Raw genomic sequence first — 18,889 nt, forward strand, 5'->3', positions numbered from 1 at the left:
CAAAATGACGAACGAAGAAAAATCCATACGAGCCCCTTATATCCTGATCGTCGAAGATAGCCCTGTCGACTTCGAAATTGCCATGCGCTCTTTGCGAAAAGCCGACGTAGACGTGACCGTCGAGCGGTGCGAAGATGGCGACGAAGCGATTGCTTTTCTAACCTCTGACAACCCGATCATAAAAGAACGGGGGTTCCCTGAATTAATCTTGCTTGATCTTAATTTACCGGGAACGGACGGACGCGCCGTTCTTGAACACGTCAAAAATGCTGAATCCCTGAAAAGCATCCCGGTGATTATCCTGAGCACCTCCAATAATGAAAGGGACATAACCGCTTGCTACCGGAACGGGGCAAACAGCTATGTCAAAAAACCGATCGCACCGGACGACTATACGGCTATGGCTCAATCGCTGAAAAGTTTCTGGTTCGACTGGGTTATGCTCCCCCAAGAATTTTCCTAAGTAACCGCTATGCTCGAAACATCCATCTTTCTACAGATCGTAACCATCATGGCTCTGGCCGGCAGCGTGGGACTGGTGGCCGTCCTGTTACGGCAACCCCTGATCGTCGCTTTTATCATCACCGGCCTGCTAGCCGGGCCGGATGCGTTAAATCTTGTCCGCGAACAAGATAAATCCATCATAGAAACACTGGCACAGTTCGGGATCGCCCTGCTGCTGTTCGTCGTCGGGTTAAAACTCGATTTACGGATTATCCGTCAAATGGGGCTGGTGGCTCTGGCAACGGGGCTGGTTCAAATCATCATAACGTGCGCTTTGGGATTTACCCTCAGCATGATGCTGGGATATCCCCCCGTAACAGCCGCCTTCATCGGGCTGGCACTGGCCTTTTCCAGCACCATTATTGCCGTCAAACTGCTCTCTGACGCGCATGCTATCGACTCGCTTTATGGCCGTCTGGCTTTGGGTATACTGATTGTTCAGGATTTAATGGTGATTATCGCCACGATTATCATTGCCGGTCTGACCGGGGAATCCGATGTCACGAGCTTTAACCTGAATGACGTCATGCTGGTTGCCAGCAAAGCCGTCATGCTGGTTGCCGGCACAGGCCTGTTCATCCGGTTTGCCGCCCGCCCCCTGACGCACATACTGGCACGCAACAGCGAGCTGATGGTGGTCTTCTGCTTCGCGTTTGCCGTTATCATGGCCGCCCTGTGCGAATATCTGCACTTCAGCAAGGAATTGGGCGGGCTGGTCGCCGGTATTGCTTTAGCTTCCACACCTTACAATAATTTTATGGCCGCCCGGCTCTCCTCTCTCCGGGATTTTCTATTGCTGTTCTTTTTCGCGCATCTGGGCGCCCATATGAGCTTAGCAGGCATCACAGAACAGATCCTCCCTGCGCTTTTGCTTTCTATATTCGTACTGGCAGGCAAACCGCTGGTTATCATGAGCATCACAAATATAATGCATTTCCGCAAACGCACCGGTTTTTTAACCGGGATGTCGCTATCACAAATCAGTGAGTTCTCCCTGATCCTGATCGCCATGGGCTATGAGTGCGGACTGGTTGGAGAAGACGCCCTTAATCTGGTCACTCTGGTCGGCCTGTTGACGATGACCCTTTCAACCTATGCCATCACCCATATGAATGGCCTGTACAATGTTCTGGAACGACACACGGGGTTATTCATCGAAGAACAGGATGATCGTGAGACAGGCCAAACACCTCACCACACAGCCATGGAAACGCCCTATGATGTGATTGTTTTTGGTCTGGGGCATTATGGCGAAGCCATCGCCCACAGCTTTCAAAAAAACGGATACAGCGTTCTTGGCGTCGATTTTAATCCATCGGCGATAACAACAGCACAGGAAAAGGGCATTCCGTCGATCTACGGCGATGCTGCTGACCCGGAGTTTCCGGCACAATTACCCTTGCATAAAGCAAAAGTGGTTGTTCTGTGTTTTCAACACACCCTGAATAGCCCGATGATCGTTGATTTGCGGCGGACGTTATCACAAACGTTGCGCGTCCATGGCTATCAGGGACACATAGCGGCAACATCCCATCATTTAGAACTGGATCGTGATCTTCCCTCTCATGGAATCGACATTGTCCTCAAAACATATGAAGACGCAGCCCACCGCGGCACAGAACAAATCATTCAGGCTCTTCAGGATGATAACAGGTGATGGCGCGTATCCGCCAAGCACCCCTACTAGGCCGAATATCCCCCTGTCACCCACTGAATGACTTCATTTTTCTCGTTAATCTCTTTTTCTTTTTGCGCCTTAATTTCCAGCATGTTTTTATGACGACACACCGAAAAATCGATAACATCGCACAAGACATCCGGCGCCGAGCTAATCACAGATTTACGGACAAAATCTTCCGCTCCCTTACCGACGATACTAACAGCCATCTCATGATCGTTCATACTGGTCAGGATAATCACGGGAATGTCTTCCTTAACGCCTGACAGGCGATGAAACGTGTCATGTCCCCCATCTGTATCCGGCAAACCCAGATCAAGAAGAATTAAATCAATATCTCCCGTTGATAATATTCCTTCAGCCTCTGCCATAGATTCGGCATGAACAACCCGGCATGGATGTTTCATATGCTTGCTAAGAACACGCTTCACTGTGTAAGCATCGGACTCGCTGTCCTCAATTAGCAATATATGCATATCCCTTGTAATCTTGTTCTTATCTTTATTGCTGGCATCTTCAGCAGTCATGGCATCTCTCCTTTCCATAAACCACAATTCATTTTGCCTTCTTCTGACAAAATAAAAAACCCCCCTCCACTTTCCATTATCATTTAATAGTAGTTAAGGAACCGATAAAAATCAATGTTTTGATATGTAAAATTGTGGAAAAATTACGTAGAATTTTATGAAATACTTCACATACAGACAATAATATAAAATTATTAATATACAAATATTTATATTCAAGGAAATATACAATGGAATTCATCTTTGAATATTATAATATTAGGAAACAATGTTATAAAATACTTTAAAATGCGCTAATAATTAAAAAACAGGCAAAGCCCATTCCATCAGCAAGACACACAAATTTAAAGAGAAATGAGAATAATCAGACTTTTTCGTCAAACATACCGAGCAGCTCTTTCTCCATATCGGACGCTGCCTGTAAAGTCTTCAAATTGGCTTTGTATGTAATTTCGGCCAGATTTATATTGACGGCCTCTTCCGCCAGATCGACATTAGGAACCCCGATTTCACCGTCGGTATTAGCAAACGGTGAATCCGGATCATAGGCCGGAACGAAAGGCGTATCCTTGGCCACAATGTCAACTTTGACACCCAGTCCGTTTCCTTGCGCATCGGTAATCGCGGTCTGCCGGGTCGTCAGGGCACTATAAGGCGCCTTTTTACCGGCCTCCAGAGAGCCCGATGTCTGAAGGTTGGCAATATTCGATGCCCCGGCTTCAATCTTTTTCGAAGCCGCATGCAAACCGGATAAAGCTGACTGAATCACGTTCATCATTTCTTTACCTTAACATGATTTTATTAACAGTGACTGAAAAAATCAGGTGAGGCAAATATCATGAGATACCTTTTATTCTGCAGTATTTTTATTCTCTGTTCCGGGTTTGCGGCACAGGCGCAAGCCGAGTCAAAACCATGGATATGGAGTTGGGGGCCGTCGCACTGGCGCAATCTGGATTTCGAAAAACCGTATATAGAGCCGGCCAAAGAGCCACACAACACGCAGTGGGATAACAGGGGATGGTATCCTTCTCATTGGGGATATCAACGGGGCGGTAACGACAAAATGGTCGATAAACTGTATCGAGCCGGCGTTTTCAAAGACCAGTACATAAAAGACGGTGTCCCGGTTCTGGCTGTCGGCGAAATGTTTTACCGGCTGGGCGGTGAAGATAAACGCCGGGTCGTTGCCATGGTTGATGAGGTCTACCGGGTAACGGACAGCAAGGAAAATGGTCTGTTTTTGTTGTATGACGGACGAACCGAACGTCCGATCGGACTATATACAAAGCACGGGTTACAATTACAATAATTTTATATGTCTAAAGTATTCACCACTTCTCAAAGGTAATTGGCAAATAAAAAAATAAAAAAACGGGAATTTATTTTTCCCGTTTTTTGCGTTAGTATAGAGCTTCGACAGAAAACGCTCCATAAGGGAAGAAACCCATGGCTAAATACGCGGTCACACCGACCAAAAAAGAAGTCTTCTTCGGAACTCAGGAAATCATCGTCAGTAAAACCGACCTGAAGGGGCGGATTACTTACGCGAACGATGTCTTCTGCAAAATCGCCGGATACAAGGAAGCCGAGCTTTTGGGCCAGCCCCATAGCATCCTGCGCCATCCTGACATGCCGCGCTGCGTTTTTAAATTTTTATGGGACACCATTCAAAACGGGCATGAATGTTTTGCCTACGTTAAAAACATGACAAAACACGGTGATTTTTACTGGGTCTTTGCCCACGTTACCCCGTCTTTTAATGCTGGCGGCCAGATCATCGGTTATCATTCCAGTCGCCGATGCCCGGATCGCGATCCCATTAACATTGTCGAGCCTATCTATAAGCAGCTTCTCGACATCGAAAACGCCAGCGCCAACAGTAAAGAAGGCATGAATGAAGCCTTGGCAACACTTGTCAAAATTTGCAAAGAAAAAGGAATGAGCTATGAAGAACTGGTCCTCACTATATCGCGCTGAAATCTGCAGTTTCGGCGTCGTTCTCTTTTCCAGTTTTTATGTGATTTACCAAGCCGTTCTGATCGGGCATCATCAGGCCGACTGGGTGGGGATCACACTCGCTTTACTGGCTTTTGCCGTCAGTATCGTCAACGTGGTTTTTATCGTTAAAGGACGGCGCAATATCATCACCGCCAGCGAAGCCATTGAGAAAGCCGCCCGCGGCGACCTTAATATCCGCATTACCGGCATCCCTGAAAATAAGGGCGAAGTCGCCGTTTTGTTATGGAGCGTTAACCATCTGCTTGATGTTTCCGAAGCCTTTATGCGGGAAACGCAAGCCTCCATGGAACATATCCGCGACGGCAAGACATACCGCCTGATCCTGGAACGCGGCATGCCCGGCGATTTCCGTACATTCTCGCATAAAGTCAATCAGGCGACAAAATCCAAAGCCGACGACATCAAGGCTTTCAGCGTTCTGACCAATCAGTTTGACAGCCAGATCCACAACATGATGGACAATGTCGGCAACGCGGCCAAAAACATGCAAAGCACTTCCTTTGAAATGCAGGATAACGCAAAAAACACAGCAAACCGTGCAACTGAAATGTCATCTTCCGCGGAAAGCACATCAAATAACGTCCAGACCGTGGCGGCCGCCTCTGAAGAATTATCGGCCTCTATTTCTGAAATCGCGCGCTTGACAGCACAATCATCAAATACAACCAAAGAAGCCCACGCCGAAGTCAGCCGGGCCAATAATATGATTGCCAGCCTGTCCGAATCCGCACGGGAAATCGGTGATGTCATCAATCTAATCACCGAGATTGCCGATAAAACCAACTTGCTGGCCCTGAACGCGACGATCGAAGCCGCCCGCGCCGGAGATGCCGGCAAAGGCTTTGCCGTGGTTGCCAACGAGGTTAAAACACTGGCGGCCCAGACCACAGAAGCCACCGACGTTATCGCCCGGCACATTGGCGCCATCCAGTCAAAAATCGGCGACACGGTCGATATCGTCGAAAAAATTGGCGTTACGATCAACGGCGTTAATGAAAGCGCCACAGCCGTTTCTGCCGCTGTCGAAGAACAGGAAGCCGCCACCAAGGAAATCATCCAGAGCATCCAGGCCACATCCGAAGGCATTAATCTGGTTCTGGATTCAAGCAAAACCGTTCTGGAAGTCGCTCATGGCACGGAAAGCGGCTCCAGCAATGTTCTGGATGTCGCAACCCGCCTGTCGGAACAATCTTCCGAACTCCGGAAAATGATCGAAGAATATCTGGATCGCTGTCGGGAGCAATATGCCCACGGATAGCAAACACGCGACATAACCGGCCTTAAACAGGCTTTATGTCCTGCTTCTGGCGCTGTTCCCGCCACAGGATAAACAGGTTGCTGACAATAATAATGGCGGCGCCCGTCCAGACCATGATATCCGGCCATTCACCCAGAAACAGAACGCCAAACAAAACCGCCCAGATAAAACGGGTATAAATCAGCGGTGCCACCATGGTGGCTTCGCCGAAACGGTAACTGTAGGTATTGGAAAATTGCATTAAAAAGCCCGCGACACCGATAAGTGGGATCAGGGATATTTCATCCCCTGACGGCATGGTAAAGACAAACGGCATAACCACCCCGGTCAAAAGGCATCCAATCAGCATGAAATAAAATACCGTCGTCAGAGGCTCATCCGTTTTTCCCAGTTGCCGCAAGGTCACAGACACCACGGCATTGGCAACCCCGGCCCCCAGCGCCGCCGCAATCCCCAGATTCCATTCCCCGCTTCCGGGTTGAAGGATAAACAGCAGCCCGCAAAAACCGAAGACCGTCCCGAGCATACGATACGGTCCAACACGCTCCCCTAAAACCGGCATGGACAGCAAAACAACAAACAAAGGCGCCGTAAAAATGATGGCGGTCGCATCGGCCACAGGAAGCATCGCAAAGGCCGTAAACGTCATAAACAGGCCGATATTCCCGATAATGGCGCGGACAATCTGCCCTTTCAGATTATTCGTTTTGATTTTGCCCCATTGCCGCGTCGCCGCCATAAAAAACAGCACGCAGGCAAAAGCCCCGGCATTGCGGTAAAAAACGGCCTCAACCGGCGTATGAGCTTCGCTGATCAGCTTTGCGGCCATATTCATGACCATGTACATAAAAGCCGCCGCCAAAGCAAAGGCAGCGGCTTTCAAAGGATAATGTTGTCCTGAACCGGAATTCACACCTAGTTCTTTGACTTATCGACCAACTGGTTGTGACCGATCCACGGCATCATCGCCCGCAAACGTTCACCGACATCCTCGATCGGATGCTCGGCCTCCCGGCGGCGCATCATTTTAAAGTTAATCGCCCCGGCTTTGTTCTCCAGAATGAAATCACGGGCAAATTTACCGCTCTGGATATCTTCCAGAATACGTTTCATTTCGGCCTTGGTTTCATCGGTAATCACACGTGGCCCGGAAACATAATCCCCGTATTCCGCCGTGTTGGAAATCGAATAACGCATATTGGCCAGACCGCCCTGATAAAGCAGGTCAACGATCAGTTTGGTTTCATGCAGGCATTCGAAATAGGCCATTTCCGGTGCATACCCGGCTTCTACCAGCGTTTCAAACCCGGCCTGAATCAGGTGGGAAATCCCGCCGCACAAAACAGCTTGCTCCCCGAACAAATCAGTTTCGCATTCCTCGCGGAACGTGGTTTCAATCACACCGCTACGCCCGCCGCCAACAGCGCTGGCATAGGACAAGGCAATATCAAAAGCTTTGCCGCTGGCATCCTGTTCAACCGCAATCAGACACGGCACGCCGCCGCCCTTGGTATACTCGCCGCGGACCGTATGCCCCGGACCTTTCGGCGCAATCATAAAAACGTCCAGATCTTCGCGCGGTTCGATGCAGCGGAAATGAATATTAAAGCCGTGCGCAAAAGCCAGTGCCGCCCCCGGTTTCATGTTGGCGTGCAAATGATCCTTGTACAGGTCGGCCTGTAGCTCATCCGGCACCAAAACCATCACCACGTCGGCCCAGGCTGCCGCTTCCGCCGGCGCCATCACTTCAAACCCGGCATCTTTGGCTTTCACTGCGGTTTTTGATTCCGGGCGCAGGGAAATCCGTACATCCTTCACACCGCTATCGCGCAAATTCTGGGCATGGGCATGACCTTGCGAGCCATAGCCAACCACAACGACTTTCTTGTCCTTGATTAACGCCTGATTGGCATCGCTATCGTAATAAACTTTCATGGATGTTTTGTTCTCCGGATTTCTCGGCATTTTCGCTACATTGGATTGTGACATGGTTTTATTTTCCCTCTTTCTAAAAAATTATTCATACAAAGCTTCACGAATAGCATCGGTCAGTTTTACAAATTCTTCGGGATCCCCCTGAATTTTAGAGCCAACCTTGCCTACAATTTTATCTTCGCTCAAACGGACCTGATAAACCGAAGCCGTGTAATTCATGCTCAGGAAACCAAAGCTTTCCTCAAACACGCACTCATACGGCACCTCTTCTTCCAGCCAGCCGTCATCTTTGATCGCCGTCAGGGTCACATGGCGATGACCGGCCCCCGTCGGGGAATCTTTAACCTCTGATCCCGCAACACGCTCAATCACTTCCCCTTCCGGTAACAGGGCTTCCACCCCGGCCTTACAGGCCTTCACCAGCTTCGCGTCCGCCGTTGCCCGGTCGACACAGCCGCCCACCACAACAGATGACAATAAGGCCCCTGCTATAAGAATCTGTTTTTTCATGGTCTGTCCTCTCATTTAACATCTCCAATGGCTTTTTTGCCGCGCTGTATGGCCGCCACGCCGGTCCGGCTGACATCAACCATCCCCAGCGGCACCATCAGGTCAATAAAAGCGTTCACTTTTTCAGATGTGCCGGTAATTTCGAACACAAAGCTCTCAACCGTACTGTCGACCACGCGGGCACGGAAAATATCCGCCGTACGGATTGCTTCCACTCGTTTGTCGCCTGTCCCACGCACCTTCACAAGGGCCAGCTCGCGCTCCACATGCGGGCTTTCAATCGTCAGGTCCGACACCTGCCGCACCGGCACCAGACGTCCCAGCTGGTTTTTAATCTGCTCGATCACCAACGCCGTCCCGGAACAAACGATCGTAATACGGGATAAATGCTCAGCCGCATTGGTTTCCGCCACCGTCAGGCTGTCGATGTTATAACCGCGCCCGGAAAACAGGCCGATCACACGCGCCAGAACCCCCGGCTCGTTATCGACCAGCACCGCCAGCGTATGCGTCTCAATGGCTTCCTGCGCCGGGCCTTCGCCGTAAACGCTGTGAGAAACTGCCTCTGTCGCCATAAATTTTCTCCTTATCTTTCGGTTTTAGTCCGCGCCATGCAGACTGTCCAGCCTAAACCAGCTTCTTGTCAAATTGCTCGGCATCGGCGGACAGGATCATTTCGTTATGCGCCTTGCCTGACGGGATCATCGGGAAACAGTTTTCCATCTCATCCACCGCGACATCAACGAACGTTACCCGGTCGGTCGCCAGCATCTGCGCAATCGCATCGTCCAGCTCACTGGCTTTTTCAACACGAATGCCTATCCCGCCATAGCTTTCCACCAGCTTGACAAAATCAGGCAGCGTTTCCGAATAGCTCTCGGAATAACGCTCGCCGTGCAAAAGCTCCTGCCACTGGCGCACCATCCCCAGATAACGGTTATTCAGGATAAAGACCTTCACCGGCAATCGGTACTGGATCGCCGTGCCAATTTCCTGAATGTTCATCTGAATCGACCCATCACCGGCGATATCGACCACCACGGCATCCGGATGCGCCATCTGCACACCCAAGGCCGACGGAAAGCCGTATCCCATCGTCCCCAGACCGCCGGATGTCATCCAGTGGTTTGGCTTATCAAATTGCAAGAATTGCGCCGCCCACATCTGGTGCTGGCCGACTTCGGTTGTAATAAAGTTTTCCCGCTTGTCTTTGGCCAGCGCTTCCCGCAGCCGTTCCAGCGCATATTGCGGTTTGATTGTCTCGCCGATTTGCCGATAGCGCAGGCAATTCACCGCCCGCCAGTCCTCAATTTGCACCCACCATTTTTTCAGAGCCGCCGCATCGCTTTTATAGCCATGGGCTTTCCAGGCTTTTTCCATGGCCGTCAAAGCCGACAAAGCATCGGCCACAATCGGCACATGGACGGGAATAATTTTGTTGATCGAACTGGGATCAATATCAACGTGAATTTTCTTCGAATTCGGAGAAAACGCATCCGTCCGCCCTGTCACCCGGTCATCAAACCGCGCCCCGATACAAACCATCAGATCACAGTCATGCATCGCCATGTTGGCCTCATACGTGCCGTGCATGCCGAGCATTCCCAAAAACTGCTTGTCCGACATCGGATAAGCGCCCAGCCCCATCAGGGTGCTGGTAATCGGAAAGCCGGTCTCACGAACAAAACGGATCAGCGCCGCGCTTGCTTCCGGACCGGCATTGATAACGCCGCCACCGATATAAAATACGGGACGTTTCGCCTTGCTCATCATGCGCACAGCCGCTTCAATACGCGTATGCTCCGGCTCCGTCCGCGGCTTGTAGCTCCGGGGACGTTCGTCTTCGGCCGCTTTATAAGCACCGTTGGCAAACTGAACATCCTTGGGCAGGTCGATCAAAACCGGCCCCGGGCGTCCGGCTCGCGCGACATGAAAGGCCTCATGGATCGTATCGGCCAGCTTGTTGACGTCTTTGACCAGATAGTTGTGTTTTGTGCAAGACCGCGTGATCCCGGTGGTATCGGCCTCCTGAAACGCATCGTTTCCGATCAGGAATGTCGGCACCTGCCCGGCGATGCAAACCAACGGCACAGAATCCAAAAGCGCGTCGGTCAACCCCGTCACCGCGTTTGTCGCCCCCGGCCCGGACGTCACCAGCGCACAGCCGACTTTACCGGTCGAGCGCGCATACCCCTCGGCGGCATGCAAAGCCGCCTGCTCATGCCGGACCAGAACATGTTTGATTTTCTGACTTTTGAAAATTTCATCGTAAATCGGCAGGACTGCACCACCCGGATAACCGAAAATAGTGTCTACACCTTGATCGAGAAGCGCCTGAATAACGATCTCGGCCCCCGTCATCATCTGCTTTTTCGGCGTGCTTTTCCGCGTCTTTTCCTTGATGGCCATGGCTGCTTTTCCAATCATCGTCTGGTCCCTTTCTTTCCGGTACAAAAAACGCCCCAAGATGTTTTATCAGGGGCGTTGCTTACATTCACGAACTTTTTAAAAAATTCAAACCAACAACGCCGCCTCGCCCACCAGGACAAGCACGCTCACCACAAGCACCACCACGAGGGTTACTTGCGTTTGAACGGCGTTTGCTGTGTTTAAAAACATGTTCATGACATCTGTCTTACATTAAAACGTCGAGCATTGGCAACACCCTTTTCAGAAACACCAATACAATTTTGCTGTACACCACTTACCGCGCTGTGCAAATGACTGGATAAAAAGCCTGTTTGGCCGGGACTTGCGGGAATTTCACTGGCAACATTTCGCCCGATATGAACAACTTGGTCCCGATATGGTACCATATTGGCATCATGCTGATTTGGAGAAATCTCCGCAACTCCCGAAGGAGAAGGAGGGCCAACTTCAACACCGGCAGGCTGAGGGCCTACAAATTTATCAGCGATACTAAACATCAAATAACACACTCAACTAATTAAATAATTTCCGTTATACCCGTTTTATCCACAACGGGAACGGGAACCTATCATGAGTGTATTTTTACGTCAACATTTTTGGCAGGTTTCACCTGATGCCGAAACCATGTCACCTGCTGTTTAGCAAACTGGCGGGTTTTGGCTTTGGCTTTTTCGACCGCTTCCTCCAGCGTCATATCACCGGCCAGATAACTTTGGAGTTGCCGGAACCCCAGCGCCTTGGCCACAGGAACGGTATCGAGCACATCGCCCGCCCGGATCAGATCGTCCAGCGCCTTCACTTCATCCAGCGCGCCGTGTTCCAGCATCACGTCAAACCGCCGGTTACAGCGATCATATAAAACATCACGCGCGGGCATCACCAGCGTCACATCAAACTTCCAGTGCGGCGGCGGCCCCTCGGCGGGCATTTTCTGCCACTCGGCAAGGCTCTTTCCTGTGGCTTCCAGAACCTCCCAAGCCCGGATCAACCGCGCTGTGTGAAACGGATGAAAACGATCCGCCATCACCGGATCCCGCTCTCTCAGCGCCGCATGGAAATCCGGATTCCCCAGTTCCGCATGCCTTTCAACCGTCGCCTGCCGCACGTCATCGGGAATATCGGGGATCGGTGACAATCCCTCCATCAGCGCCTTGATATACAGGCCCGAGCCACCGACAACGATCGGCACCCGCCCCTCATCCAAAACCCGCTCAATCACGGGCAAAGCCAGCTCACACCAGTTTCCGGCACTACAAGGCTGCGCCGGCGGCAACACGCCGTAAAGTTCATGGGGGATTTGCGCCTGTTCTTCCAGCGAAGGCTGGGCTGCCAGCGTCGGTAACGCGTCGTAGACCTGCACGGAATCGGCATTGATAATAATGCCGTCTTTATCCGCCGCCAGTTCCAGCGCCCGCGCCGATTTTCCGCTGGCCGTCGGCCCGGCGATCACGTAAACCGTTTGTTCCGGGCCGTTCACAGCTTATTTTTTCTTCAGTTTCAACGCGACAAACCGGACATCGCCACTGCGCTCAACCAAGAGCAACACAGACGACCGACCAGCTTTCTCCGCTTTCCTGATGATCTCAGCCGCTTCCTTGGGATCGGAAACAGCCTGCTGGTTGATCTCGACAATCACGTCGCCCTCAGCCAGCCCTTTTTCTGCCGATTCCGACATCGGCTTCACGCCGCCGACCAGCACGCCATCGACATTATCAGCAACGCCGTAAGCTTCGCGGCTTTGGTCTGACAGCCCCATCAGGGTCACTCCCACACTCTCAATGTCAACACCGGTGTCTTTTTTAGGGGCTTCCGTCGCCTTGCTTTCGAGCAACCCGTCTTCCTCGGCTTTCTCCAGCTCACCGATTTTCACGGAAACATTTTTCTTCTTGCCATCCCGCCAGAACAAAACATCTACCTTTTTATCAATCGGGGTTTCCGCCACAATTCTTGGCAAATGGCGCATTTCGCCAACTTTTTTGCCATCAAATTCGAGGATAACATCCCCGGTTTCCAGTCCGGCTTTTTCCGCCGGGCCATCAGCCGTAACACTGGCAACCAACGCTCCCTGAGCTTTTTCCAGACCGAGACTGTCGGCAATCTCATCCGTAACCTCTTGAATGCGCACACCCAGCCAGCCGCGGCGCGTATGACCGTATTCGATAATCTGGTGAATTACCGGCTTGGCCAGAGCCGATGGTATGGCAAAGCCAATACCGACGCTACCGCCGGACGGCGAAAAAATAGCCGTATTAATCCCGATAACCTTGCCATCCAGATTGAACATCGGACCGCCGGAGTTTCCGCGGTTAATCGAAGCATCCGTCTGAATGAAGTCATCATAAGGCCCGGCATTAATATCGCGTTGCTGTGCCGATATGATCCCGGCCGTCACCGTCCCCCCCAAACCAAAGGGGTTCCCGATCGCCAGCACCCAGTCACCCACGCGCAGACCATCGCTATCACCAAAATCAACCGCCGTAAGCTTTTTATCCGTTTTAACCTTCAGAACAGCCAGATCTGTTTTCTCGTCACGGCCGATAACCTCGGCTTCGATTGTGCTGTCATCATGGAACGTAACCCGAACCTCATCCGCATCCTTGACCACATGGTTATTGGTAACGATATAGCCCTGTTCGGCATCAATCACAAAACCGGACCCCAGCGAAGCCGGAGGAACCATCGGCACATCGCCGTGCTTGCCCATGAATTCTTCAAAGAAATCCTCGAACGGGGATCCCGGCGGGAAATGCGGCATTTCCGGCATATCTTCCATAGATTCAACTTTCTGGGTCGATGAAATATTTACCACCGACGGTAAAAGCCGCTCCGCCAGGTCCGCAAACGACACCGGCGCATCGCCGGGGATCATGCCGCGGGCAAAAGCTGCCGAGGGAAACCCGCTTCCCGTGAAAGCCAGCATAAGAACCACTGTAAATAAAGAGACTATACGCATGTTGATTACCCCAGATATTCATCCATTGAAGGTCAAAAAAAGAGAACTACCGGTAAACTAGGGCTATATGGGTGACGGGTCAACCTTATGATTTTTTTTCAAGCGCATCTTGCAGAAGTGTCCACGGATCCGTTTCCAGAGCCTCTGACAAACGCAGAAAAACAGCCAAAGACAGATTTTTTTTGCCGTTTTCTATGCCGGACAGATATGTACGATCAAGCCGGGAACGCAGCGCAAGCTCCTCCTGACTGAGCTTGAGTTCATGACGCCTCATTTTGATACATAAACCTGCCCTACGAATAGAATTATTCATAACATTCCCCCTGCGGAACAACACACTCACATAAAAAACAAAACCATAGCGGATATATTAGAAAATATATTCATACCATTACAAAATAAATAGGACTTTTATAGTACCTTTTCGCACGCCGAACCATCGTCTTTCAGCTACATTTGTGTTGATAAAACAACATTATGAGAATAATATGAATAAATAGAGGAACCCAAAATACAAAAGAACAAGGGTATCCTGAGGTCAGAGCGAACAAATCTGGCACATAAAGAAGGTATAATGAAAAATACACTATCTGATCTTCTCAGAGAGTCTGTTTTTGCCGAGCTCTACATGGCAGAGCTATACAAAATCTTCAGCCACAACCTCACCGTGCACAAGGATTTCTGGTGGTCCTTGCTTTTAGAGGAAAAAAACCACGCTTCCGTTTTAAGAGCGCTGGATGAATATCTGGAGCCCGATGAGAACATGCGCGGCGAACTAATCCCCCGGCAAATGCAAGAAATTGAGCAGCGCAACGAATATATACGCTCCTTGATAAAAGACTACACGGACCATCCACCTACGGAAGAAGTCGCCTTTAACATGGCGCTGTATCTTGAAAAACTTTGCGTGGAGGCGACATACGACAAGTACATGACAAGCACGCCGCGATCAAAAATGGCGGAAATATTGAAAGACCTCAATCAATCTGAAATCGAGCACGAAAAACGCATACGAACATACATGCTGGAAAAAGGCATCCCTGTTCTCGAAGATCCCGAATGAAAAACCCGGATCACTCACCGATCAGGGCATAAAGCCCCCAGATTATACAGCCGCCCGTCAAAACCATCATACCGCCGAACAACCTCAAACGGGAAACCGGCAACATCACGGCCATCGCCATCATTTTGCGGACGAAATCAGGAAACAGGGCATAAATCAAACCTTCGATCACAAAAATCAAAGCGATAGCCGTCGCAATATAAAGAACAAAATCGTTCAATTATTCGCCTTTAAAGTGCTTGAAAAATTCGCTGTCCGGCGACAGGATCAAACGCGTTTCGGGATTAGCCATCGTGTTCTTATAGGCCTCCATAGACCGCGTAAAACCGTAAAAATCCTTATCCTTGTTAAAGGCTTCGGCATAGGTCTTAATGGCAATCTTGTCGCCTTCCCCGCGAATAATCTGGGAATCCCGCTGCGCTTCAGCCAGCAAAACCGAGCGCTCCTTTTCCGCCGTGGATTTAATTTCCAGCGCCCGCTCTTCCCCTTCAGAGCGCGTTTCCGTCGCCCGTTTGCTAAAGTCGGAAATCATCCGGTTCACGGTACGCTCCTCGGATTTCTTGGTCAGGTCCGTCCGCACAATCCGGATATCCACCAGCTCAATCCCCATTTCATCCTTGGCGATCGTACGGTTCACACGGCCCCGGATATCTTCCATGATCTGGGCCCGCTTCGGAGAGAGAAGCTGCTGCAGCGTCGTATTCCCCAGCACGTCACGCGTCGCGCCGTTCATAATGTTTTCGAGGTTCTGGTTCGCGCGAACGACCGTTTGCAGGGTTTTCATGAACATCAACGGATCGGTAATCCGGTAACGCGCAAACGTATCGACGATAATCGGCTCGGAACTGACATCGTCCATAAGCACCTTGTTTGCTGCGGCATCTTCCGGCTTATCGCTCATTTCCACGGCCTGATTGGCCGACAAAACCATTTGCTCGGGCTGCGGGTCGACCGGCAAAACCCGGCGATCAAAGGTGCGGACTTCCTGCACCAGCGGAATTTTCCAGTGCAGCCCCGGCCCCTTGACCTCACCCATCGGTTTACCCAGCTGCAGGACAATCGCCTGTTCCCGCTGATCGACGGTAAACAACGCCTGCGACGTCCCGACAATCACCAAAGCCAGCACAATCAATATAACGCCGTGTAAAAGTTTCATCGTTTTCGTTCCTTTTTTTATTGTCTATAGCCTGCGGCAATGGGTTTGAATTCAGGTTCGTAAGGCGCAATGAACGCCGGGCCTACGCCGGAAGTGTTGATAGCCTCAATGGCCGTATCCATCATATGCTTAAAGGCAAATTCATTTTTCTTATAAGCATACACATTACCAAACACACGCATGGGTACGCCATTCCCGACCATTTTGAGTTTCACTTCTGCGTTTTCGTTGTAACGTTTAACATTCATAGGCGCTTCAAAAGTGATATCGGCCTTCTTGGTCGCAACACTTAAAACCAACTGGGAAGAATCAGCAAATTCCGGTACAGCGTATTCTTGTGTTTGAGGAAAATTCATCCGGCGCACCGATTGCGTAATATCCCCATCAATAACCACGATCTTAACACCCGGGTCATTAATAGCCTCTGCACCATTGTCAAAACGATCATCATCTTCCCGTGCATACGCAAACATGGAATTGAAATAAATGGGCCGGCTCAGCAGGGCCGCCCGAGCCCGTTGCCCGGATTGCCAGACCCCGACACACATCATGTCATAACGATCCGCATCCAGCCCGGCGCCAAAATTGCCCCAGCCAACCTCTTCGGTCCATTCAACTTGCAAATCCAGCTCTTCCGCCAAGGCCTTCATGTAATCATACGACAAACCGGAAAACTCGCCCGTATTGGGATCTTTCAGCAAATAAGGCGGCCAGACGACATAACCGCACCGGATTTTCCCGGTCCGCATCACCCGGTCGTAAACGGATTCTTCGTCAGCGGCATAGGCATCCGCCGTCGATACGATCAAAAACAAAGACAAAATAATCAGGTTTATAAACTTCATCATCCCTCCCTAGTCTTTCCGGTACGGTTGATAAGGTTTGGCCGTGCGCAAAAACGCCTCCGGGTATCGTTCATAGCGACGAAGGAGGCGCTCCACCGTCCCATCATTGATAAGCTCGGTCAGGGTCACGTCAATCATCCGGTTAAAAGCCATATCCCCGCGCGGTAATCCAACGCTCACAGGGAACACATTGATAGGATCACCGCCATCAAGAAGTTTCAGCTTACCGGGATTGTTTTTCTCATACTCACGAAAAGCCGACGGCTCCACCAGCGTCGCATCGGCTTTGCTCATCTCGACTTCCTTGAGCAGCATTGAATAATCGAGAACTTGCGGTAAGGAAACCGTCTGCGCTGCCGAAAAAGACTGACGAGCAACAACGCTGGAAAGCTCCCCGTCCATAACCGATATTTTATAAGCAGGATCGTTTAGCGCATAAACATCAGCATCAAAACGTGTATCGCCGTCTTTAACCGCCGCATACATCGGCGTATAAAAAAGAGGCGTCCCGAAATCGATAAATTTGGCACGCGCACTGCTATGCCCTAAACCGGCGCAGATCATATCATAACGCCCCGTATGCAGGCCCTCTACAATCGTGCCCCAACCGGATTCCTCGGTCCATTCAACTTTGAAATCCAGACGCTCCCCAACCTCATTCATCAAATCATACATAATGCCGGACAACACGTTCTTTTCGAGGTCTTTATACAAAACAGGATCCCAAATGGCATAACCACACCGGATTTCCCCTGTCTGCATTACCCGGTCATAAACAGATTCTTTATCAGCGGCATAGGCTGTCGGCAACGAAAGCGCCAACAGCATAAAAACCATCACAATAGAGAGAATCTGTTTCATTGTTTCACTTTCCCGCGGCAGGCTTAAGTTCATTCAAAGGCAAATACGGAACCACGCCGCTGCCTTTTCCGTTTTCATCCAGAATGATTTTCTGGGCGTTTTTCAGGACATCTTCCATCGTTTCGATGTACATCCGCTCGCGCGTGACATCCTTGCCGCTCAAATACGCTTCGTAGACCGAATTAAATCGCTCGGCATCCCCGGTCGCGCGGGCGATTGTCGATTGTTTGTACCCTTCGGCCTGCTGCTTCATCTTGATTGCCTGCCCCCGGGCCTTCGGAATGATGTCGTTACGATATTGCTCAGCCTGATTCTGGAAGCTTTCAGCATCCTGCTTGGCCGATTGCATATCCTGAAAAGCGCCCTGCACATCGGGATGGACAACCGCTTCCTTGATCAGAAACTGGGAAATATTGATCCCGGATTTATATTCATCGAGGTTCTTAACCAGAATTTCCTGCGCGGCCTGCGCCACTTTTACCCGGTCCTGGGTGATGATCTGGGACATAGGCGTCTGGCCGACCACTTCACGGATCGCACTTTCAGCAACCTTCTTAACCGTGCCTTCAGGATCCTGGATATTAAACAGGTAATCCTCAGCCGATTTAATATTCCAGCGCACAACCATGTCGATATCAACGATATTCAGGTCCGAAGACAGCATCAGGCTTTCTTCCGGCAAATCGCGTTTACCCTCACTGTTCCGGCCGCCATAAGACGTAAAGCCGATCGCCATTTCCCGCACCGTCGTGACATTCACCTTGCTAACCGTTTCAATGGGCCACGGCGCATGATACCCCAGCCCCGGCGTTGTTTGTGTCCGCTCCCACGCACCGAAACGCTGGATAACGGCGTATTCTTCAGGAACAACGGTGTAAAATCCGCTGGCCAGCCATAACAAGGCCACCGCCAAAACTGCGCCCCCGATAACTTTGCCACCGCCAAAACCGCCCGGCATCACATCACGAAGATTTTCCTGCGCCTTGCGGAGCATTTCATCAAGATCAGGCGGCACATCGCCGCCGCCGCTGCCACGAGGCCCCGCGCCCCAAGGATTCTGGCCACCATTTCCACGCGGACGGCCCCATGGATTCTTGTTGTCATTGTCGGTCATGTTAAAAACCCTATTTAATTTTCTTCGTGTGTT

The 18,889-nt window shown here is 50.8% G+C and carries 22 protein-coding genes; 6 read left to right on the forward strand and 16 right to left on the reverse strand.

Features of this window, described 5'->3' with window-relative positions:
- The first annotated feature begins 4 nt into the window (after nt 1-4).
- Both H6868_10240 and H6868_10245 read left to right on the forward strand, forming a co-directional pair.
- Entirely contained in the window at nt 5-463 is a 459-nt protein-coding gene (locus H6868_10240) for a response regulator (GenBank protein ID MCB9989691.1), read from the forward strand.
- Between the two features lie 9 nt (nt 464-472).
- Nucleotides 473-2,161: a cation:proton antiporter gene (locus H6868_10245; GenBank protein MCB9989692.1), complete on the forward strand. Its 1,689-nt coding sequence runs from the start codon at nt 473-475 to the stop codon at nt 2,159-2,161.
- A 26-nt stretch (nt 2,162-2,187) separates the two neighbouring features.
- Here the strand turns inward: H6868_10245 and H6868_10250 are convergent, their stop codons facing one another.
- Nucleotides 2,188-2,709, reverse strand: a complete 522-nt coding sequence (locus H6868_10250; GenBank protein ID MCB9989693.1) for a response regulator — start codon at nt 2,707-2,709, stop codon at nt 2,188-2,190.
- 364 nt (nt 2,710-3,073) lie between these two features.
- Nucleotides 3,074-3,484 carry a flagellar biosynthesis protein FlgC gene (locus tag H6868_10255; protein MCB9989694.1) on the reverse strand — a complete coding sequence of 137 codons (411 nt, stop codon included), beginning with the start codon at nt 3,482-3,484 and terminating at the stop codon, nt 3,074-3,076.
- 63 nt (nt 3,485-3,547) lie between these two features.
- Between H6868_10255 and H6868_10260 the strand changes: the two genes are divergently transcribed.
- The 3 genes from H6868_10260 to H6868_10270 all read left to right on the forward strand — a co-directional run bounded on the left by H6868_10260 (nt 3,548) and on the right by H6868_10270 (nt 5,989).
- Entirely contained in the window at nt 3,548-4,021 is a 474-nt protein-coding gene (locus H6868_10260) for a hypothetical protein (GenBank protein ID MCB9989695.1), read from the forward strand.
- A 137-nt stretch (nt 4,022-4,158) separates the two neighbouring features.
- Entirely contained in the window at nt 4,159-4,689 is a 531-nt protein-coding gene (locus H6868_10265; protein MCB9989696.1) for a PAS domain-containing protein, read from the forward strand.
- On the forward strand, nt 4,658-5,989 hold the full coding sequence (locus H6868_10270; GenBank protein MCB9989697.1) for a hypothetical protein: 1,332 nt from the start codon (nt 4,658-4,660) through the stop codon (nt 5,987-5,989). The genes H6868_10265 and H6868_10270 overlap by 32 nt, the downstream gene beginning before the upstream one ends.
- Nucleotides 5,990-6,011: 22 nt before the next feature.
- Here H6868_10270 and H6868_10275 read toward each other — a convergent pair whose 3' ends face one another.
- The 9 genes from H6868_10275 to H6868_10315 form a co-directional block, all read right to left on the reverse strand.
- Nucleotides 6,012-6,902 carry a DMT family transporter gene (locus H6868_10275; protein ID MCB9989698.1) on the reverse strand — a complete coding sequence of 297 codons (891 nt, stop codon included), beginning with the start codon at nt 6,900-6,902 and terminating at the stop codon, nt 6,012-6,014.
- 2 nt (nt 6,903-6,904) lie between these two features.
- Nucleotides 6,905-7,924 (reverse strand): ketol-acid reductoisomerase, encoded by a 1,020-nt coding sequence (gene ilvC, locus H6868_10280; protein ID MCB9989699.1) that lies wholly within the window; start codon nt 7,922-7,924, stop codon nt 6,905-6,907.
- A gap of 81 nt (nt 7,925-8,005) precedes the next feature.
- A complete protein-coding gene (locus tag H6868_10285) occupies nt 8,006-8,434 on the reverse strand; it encodes a hypothetical protein (GenBank protein MCB9989700.1) in 429 nt (142 codons plus the stop codon).
- 11 nt (nt 8,435-8,445) lie between these two features.
- Entirely contained in the window at nt 8,446-9,009 is a 564-nt protein-coding gene (ilvN, locus tag H6868_10290; GenBank protein ID MCB9989701.1) for an acetolactate synthase small subunit, read from the reverse strand.
- A 52-nt stretch (nt 9,010-9,061) separates the two neighbouring features.
- Entirely contained in the window at nt 9,062-10,843 is a 1,782-nt protein-coding gene (locus tag H6868_10295; protein MCB9989702.1) for an acetolactate synthase 3 large subunit, read from the reverse strand.
- A gap of 212 nt (nt 10,844-11,055) precedes the next feature.
- Complete coding sequence (locus tag H6868_10300; GenBank protein ID MCB9989703.1) at nt 11,056-11,361, reverse strand: hypothetical protein; 306 nt, start codon at nt 11,359-11,361, stop codon at nt 11,056-11,058.
- Between the two features lie 71 nt (nt 11,362-11,432).
- Nucleotides 11,433-12,341, reverse strand: a complete 909-nt coding sequence (miaA, locus tag H6868_10305) for a tRNA (adenosine(37)-N6)-dimethylallyltransferase MiaA (protein ID MCB9989704.1) — start codon at nt 12,339-12,341, stop codon at nt 11,433-11,435.
- A gap of 3 nt (nt 12,342-12,344) precedes the next feature.
- Nucleotides 12,345-13,817 (reverse strand): DegQ family serine endoprotease, encoded by a 1,473-nt coding sequence (locus H6868_10310; protein ID MCB9989705.1) that lies wholly within the window; start codon nt 13,815-13,817, stop codon nt 12,345-12,347.
- An 85-nt stretch (nt 13,818-13,902) separates the two neighbouring features.
- Nucleotides 13,903-14,130 (reverse strand): helix-turn-helix transcriptional regulator, encoded by a 228-nt coding sequence (locus H6868_10315; GenBank protein MCB9989706.1) that lies wholly within the window; start codon nt 14,128-14,130, stop codon nt 13,903-13,905.
- Nucleotides 14,131-14,391: 261 nt separating this feature from the next.
- Between H6868_10315 and H6868_10320 the strand changes: the two genes are divergently transcribed.
- On the forward strand, nt 14,392-14,880 hold the full coding sequence (locus H6868_10320; GenBank protein MCB9989707.1) for a hypothetical protein: 489 nt from the start codon (nt 14,392-14,394) through the stop codon (nt 14,878-14,880).
- A 10-nt stretch (nt 14,881-14,890) separates the two neighbouring features.
- On the opposite strand, the gene H6868_10325 is transcribed toward H6868_10320, so the two are convergent.
- Genes H6868_10325 through hflK form a run of 5 tightly spaced genes read right to left on the reverse strand, consistent with a single transcriptional unit; the run spans nt 14,891 to nt 18,856 of the window.
- Complete coding sequence (locus H6868_10325) at nt 14,891-15,100, reverse strand: DUF2065 domain-containing protein (GenBank protein ID MCB9989708.1); 210 nt, start codon at nt 15,098-15,100, stop codon at nt 14,891-14,893.
- Nucleotides 15,101-16,036 (reverse strand): protease modulator HflC, encoded by a 936-nt coding sequence (locus H6868_10330; GenBank protein MCB9989709.1) that lies wholly within the window; start codon nt 16,034-16,036, stop codon nt 15,101-15,103.
- A 17-nt stretch (nt 16,037-16,053) separates the two neighbouring features.
- A complete protein-coding gene (locus H6868_10335) occupies nt 16,054-16,884 on the reverse strand; it encodes a transporter substrate-binding domain-containing protein (protein ID MCB9989710.1) in 831 nt (276 codons plus the stop codon).
- A gap of 6 nt (nt 16,885-16,890) precedes the next feature.
- Nucleotides 16,891-17,742 (reverse strand): amino acid ABC transporter substrate-binding protein, encoded by an 852-nt coding sequence (locus H6868_10340; protein ID MCB9989711.1) that lies wholly within the window; start codon nt 17,740-17,742, stop codon nt 16,891-16,893.
- 4 nt (nt 17,743-17,746) lie between these two features.
- Entirely contained in the window at nt 17,747-18,856 is a 1,110-nt protein-coding gene (gene hflK, locus H6868_10345; protein ID MCB9989712.1) for an FtsH protease activity modulator HflK, read from the reverse strand.
- Nucleotides 18,857-18,889: the final 33 nt, after the last annotated feature.

This window comes from Rhodospirillales bacterium, assembly GCA_020638175.1.
Lineage (GTDB): Bacteria > Pseudomonadota > Alphaproteobacteria > Micavibrionales > Micavibrionaceae > JACKJA01.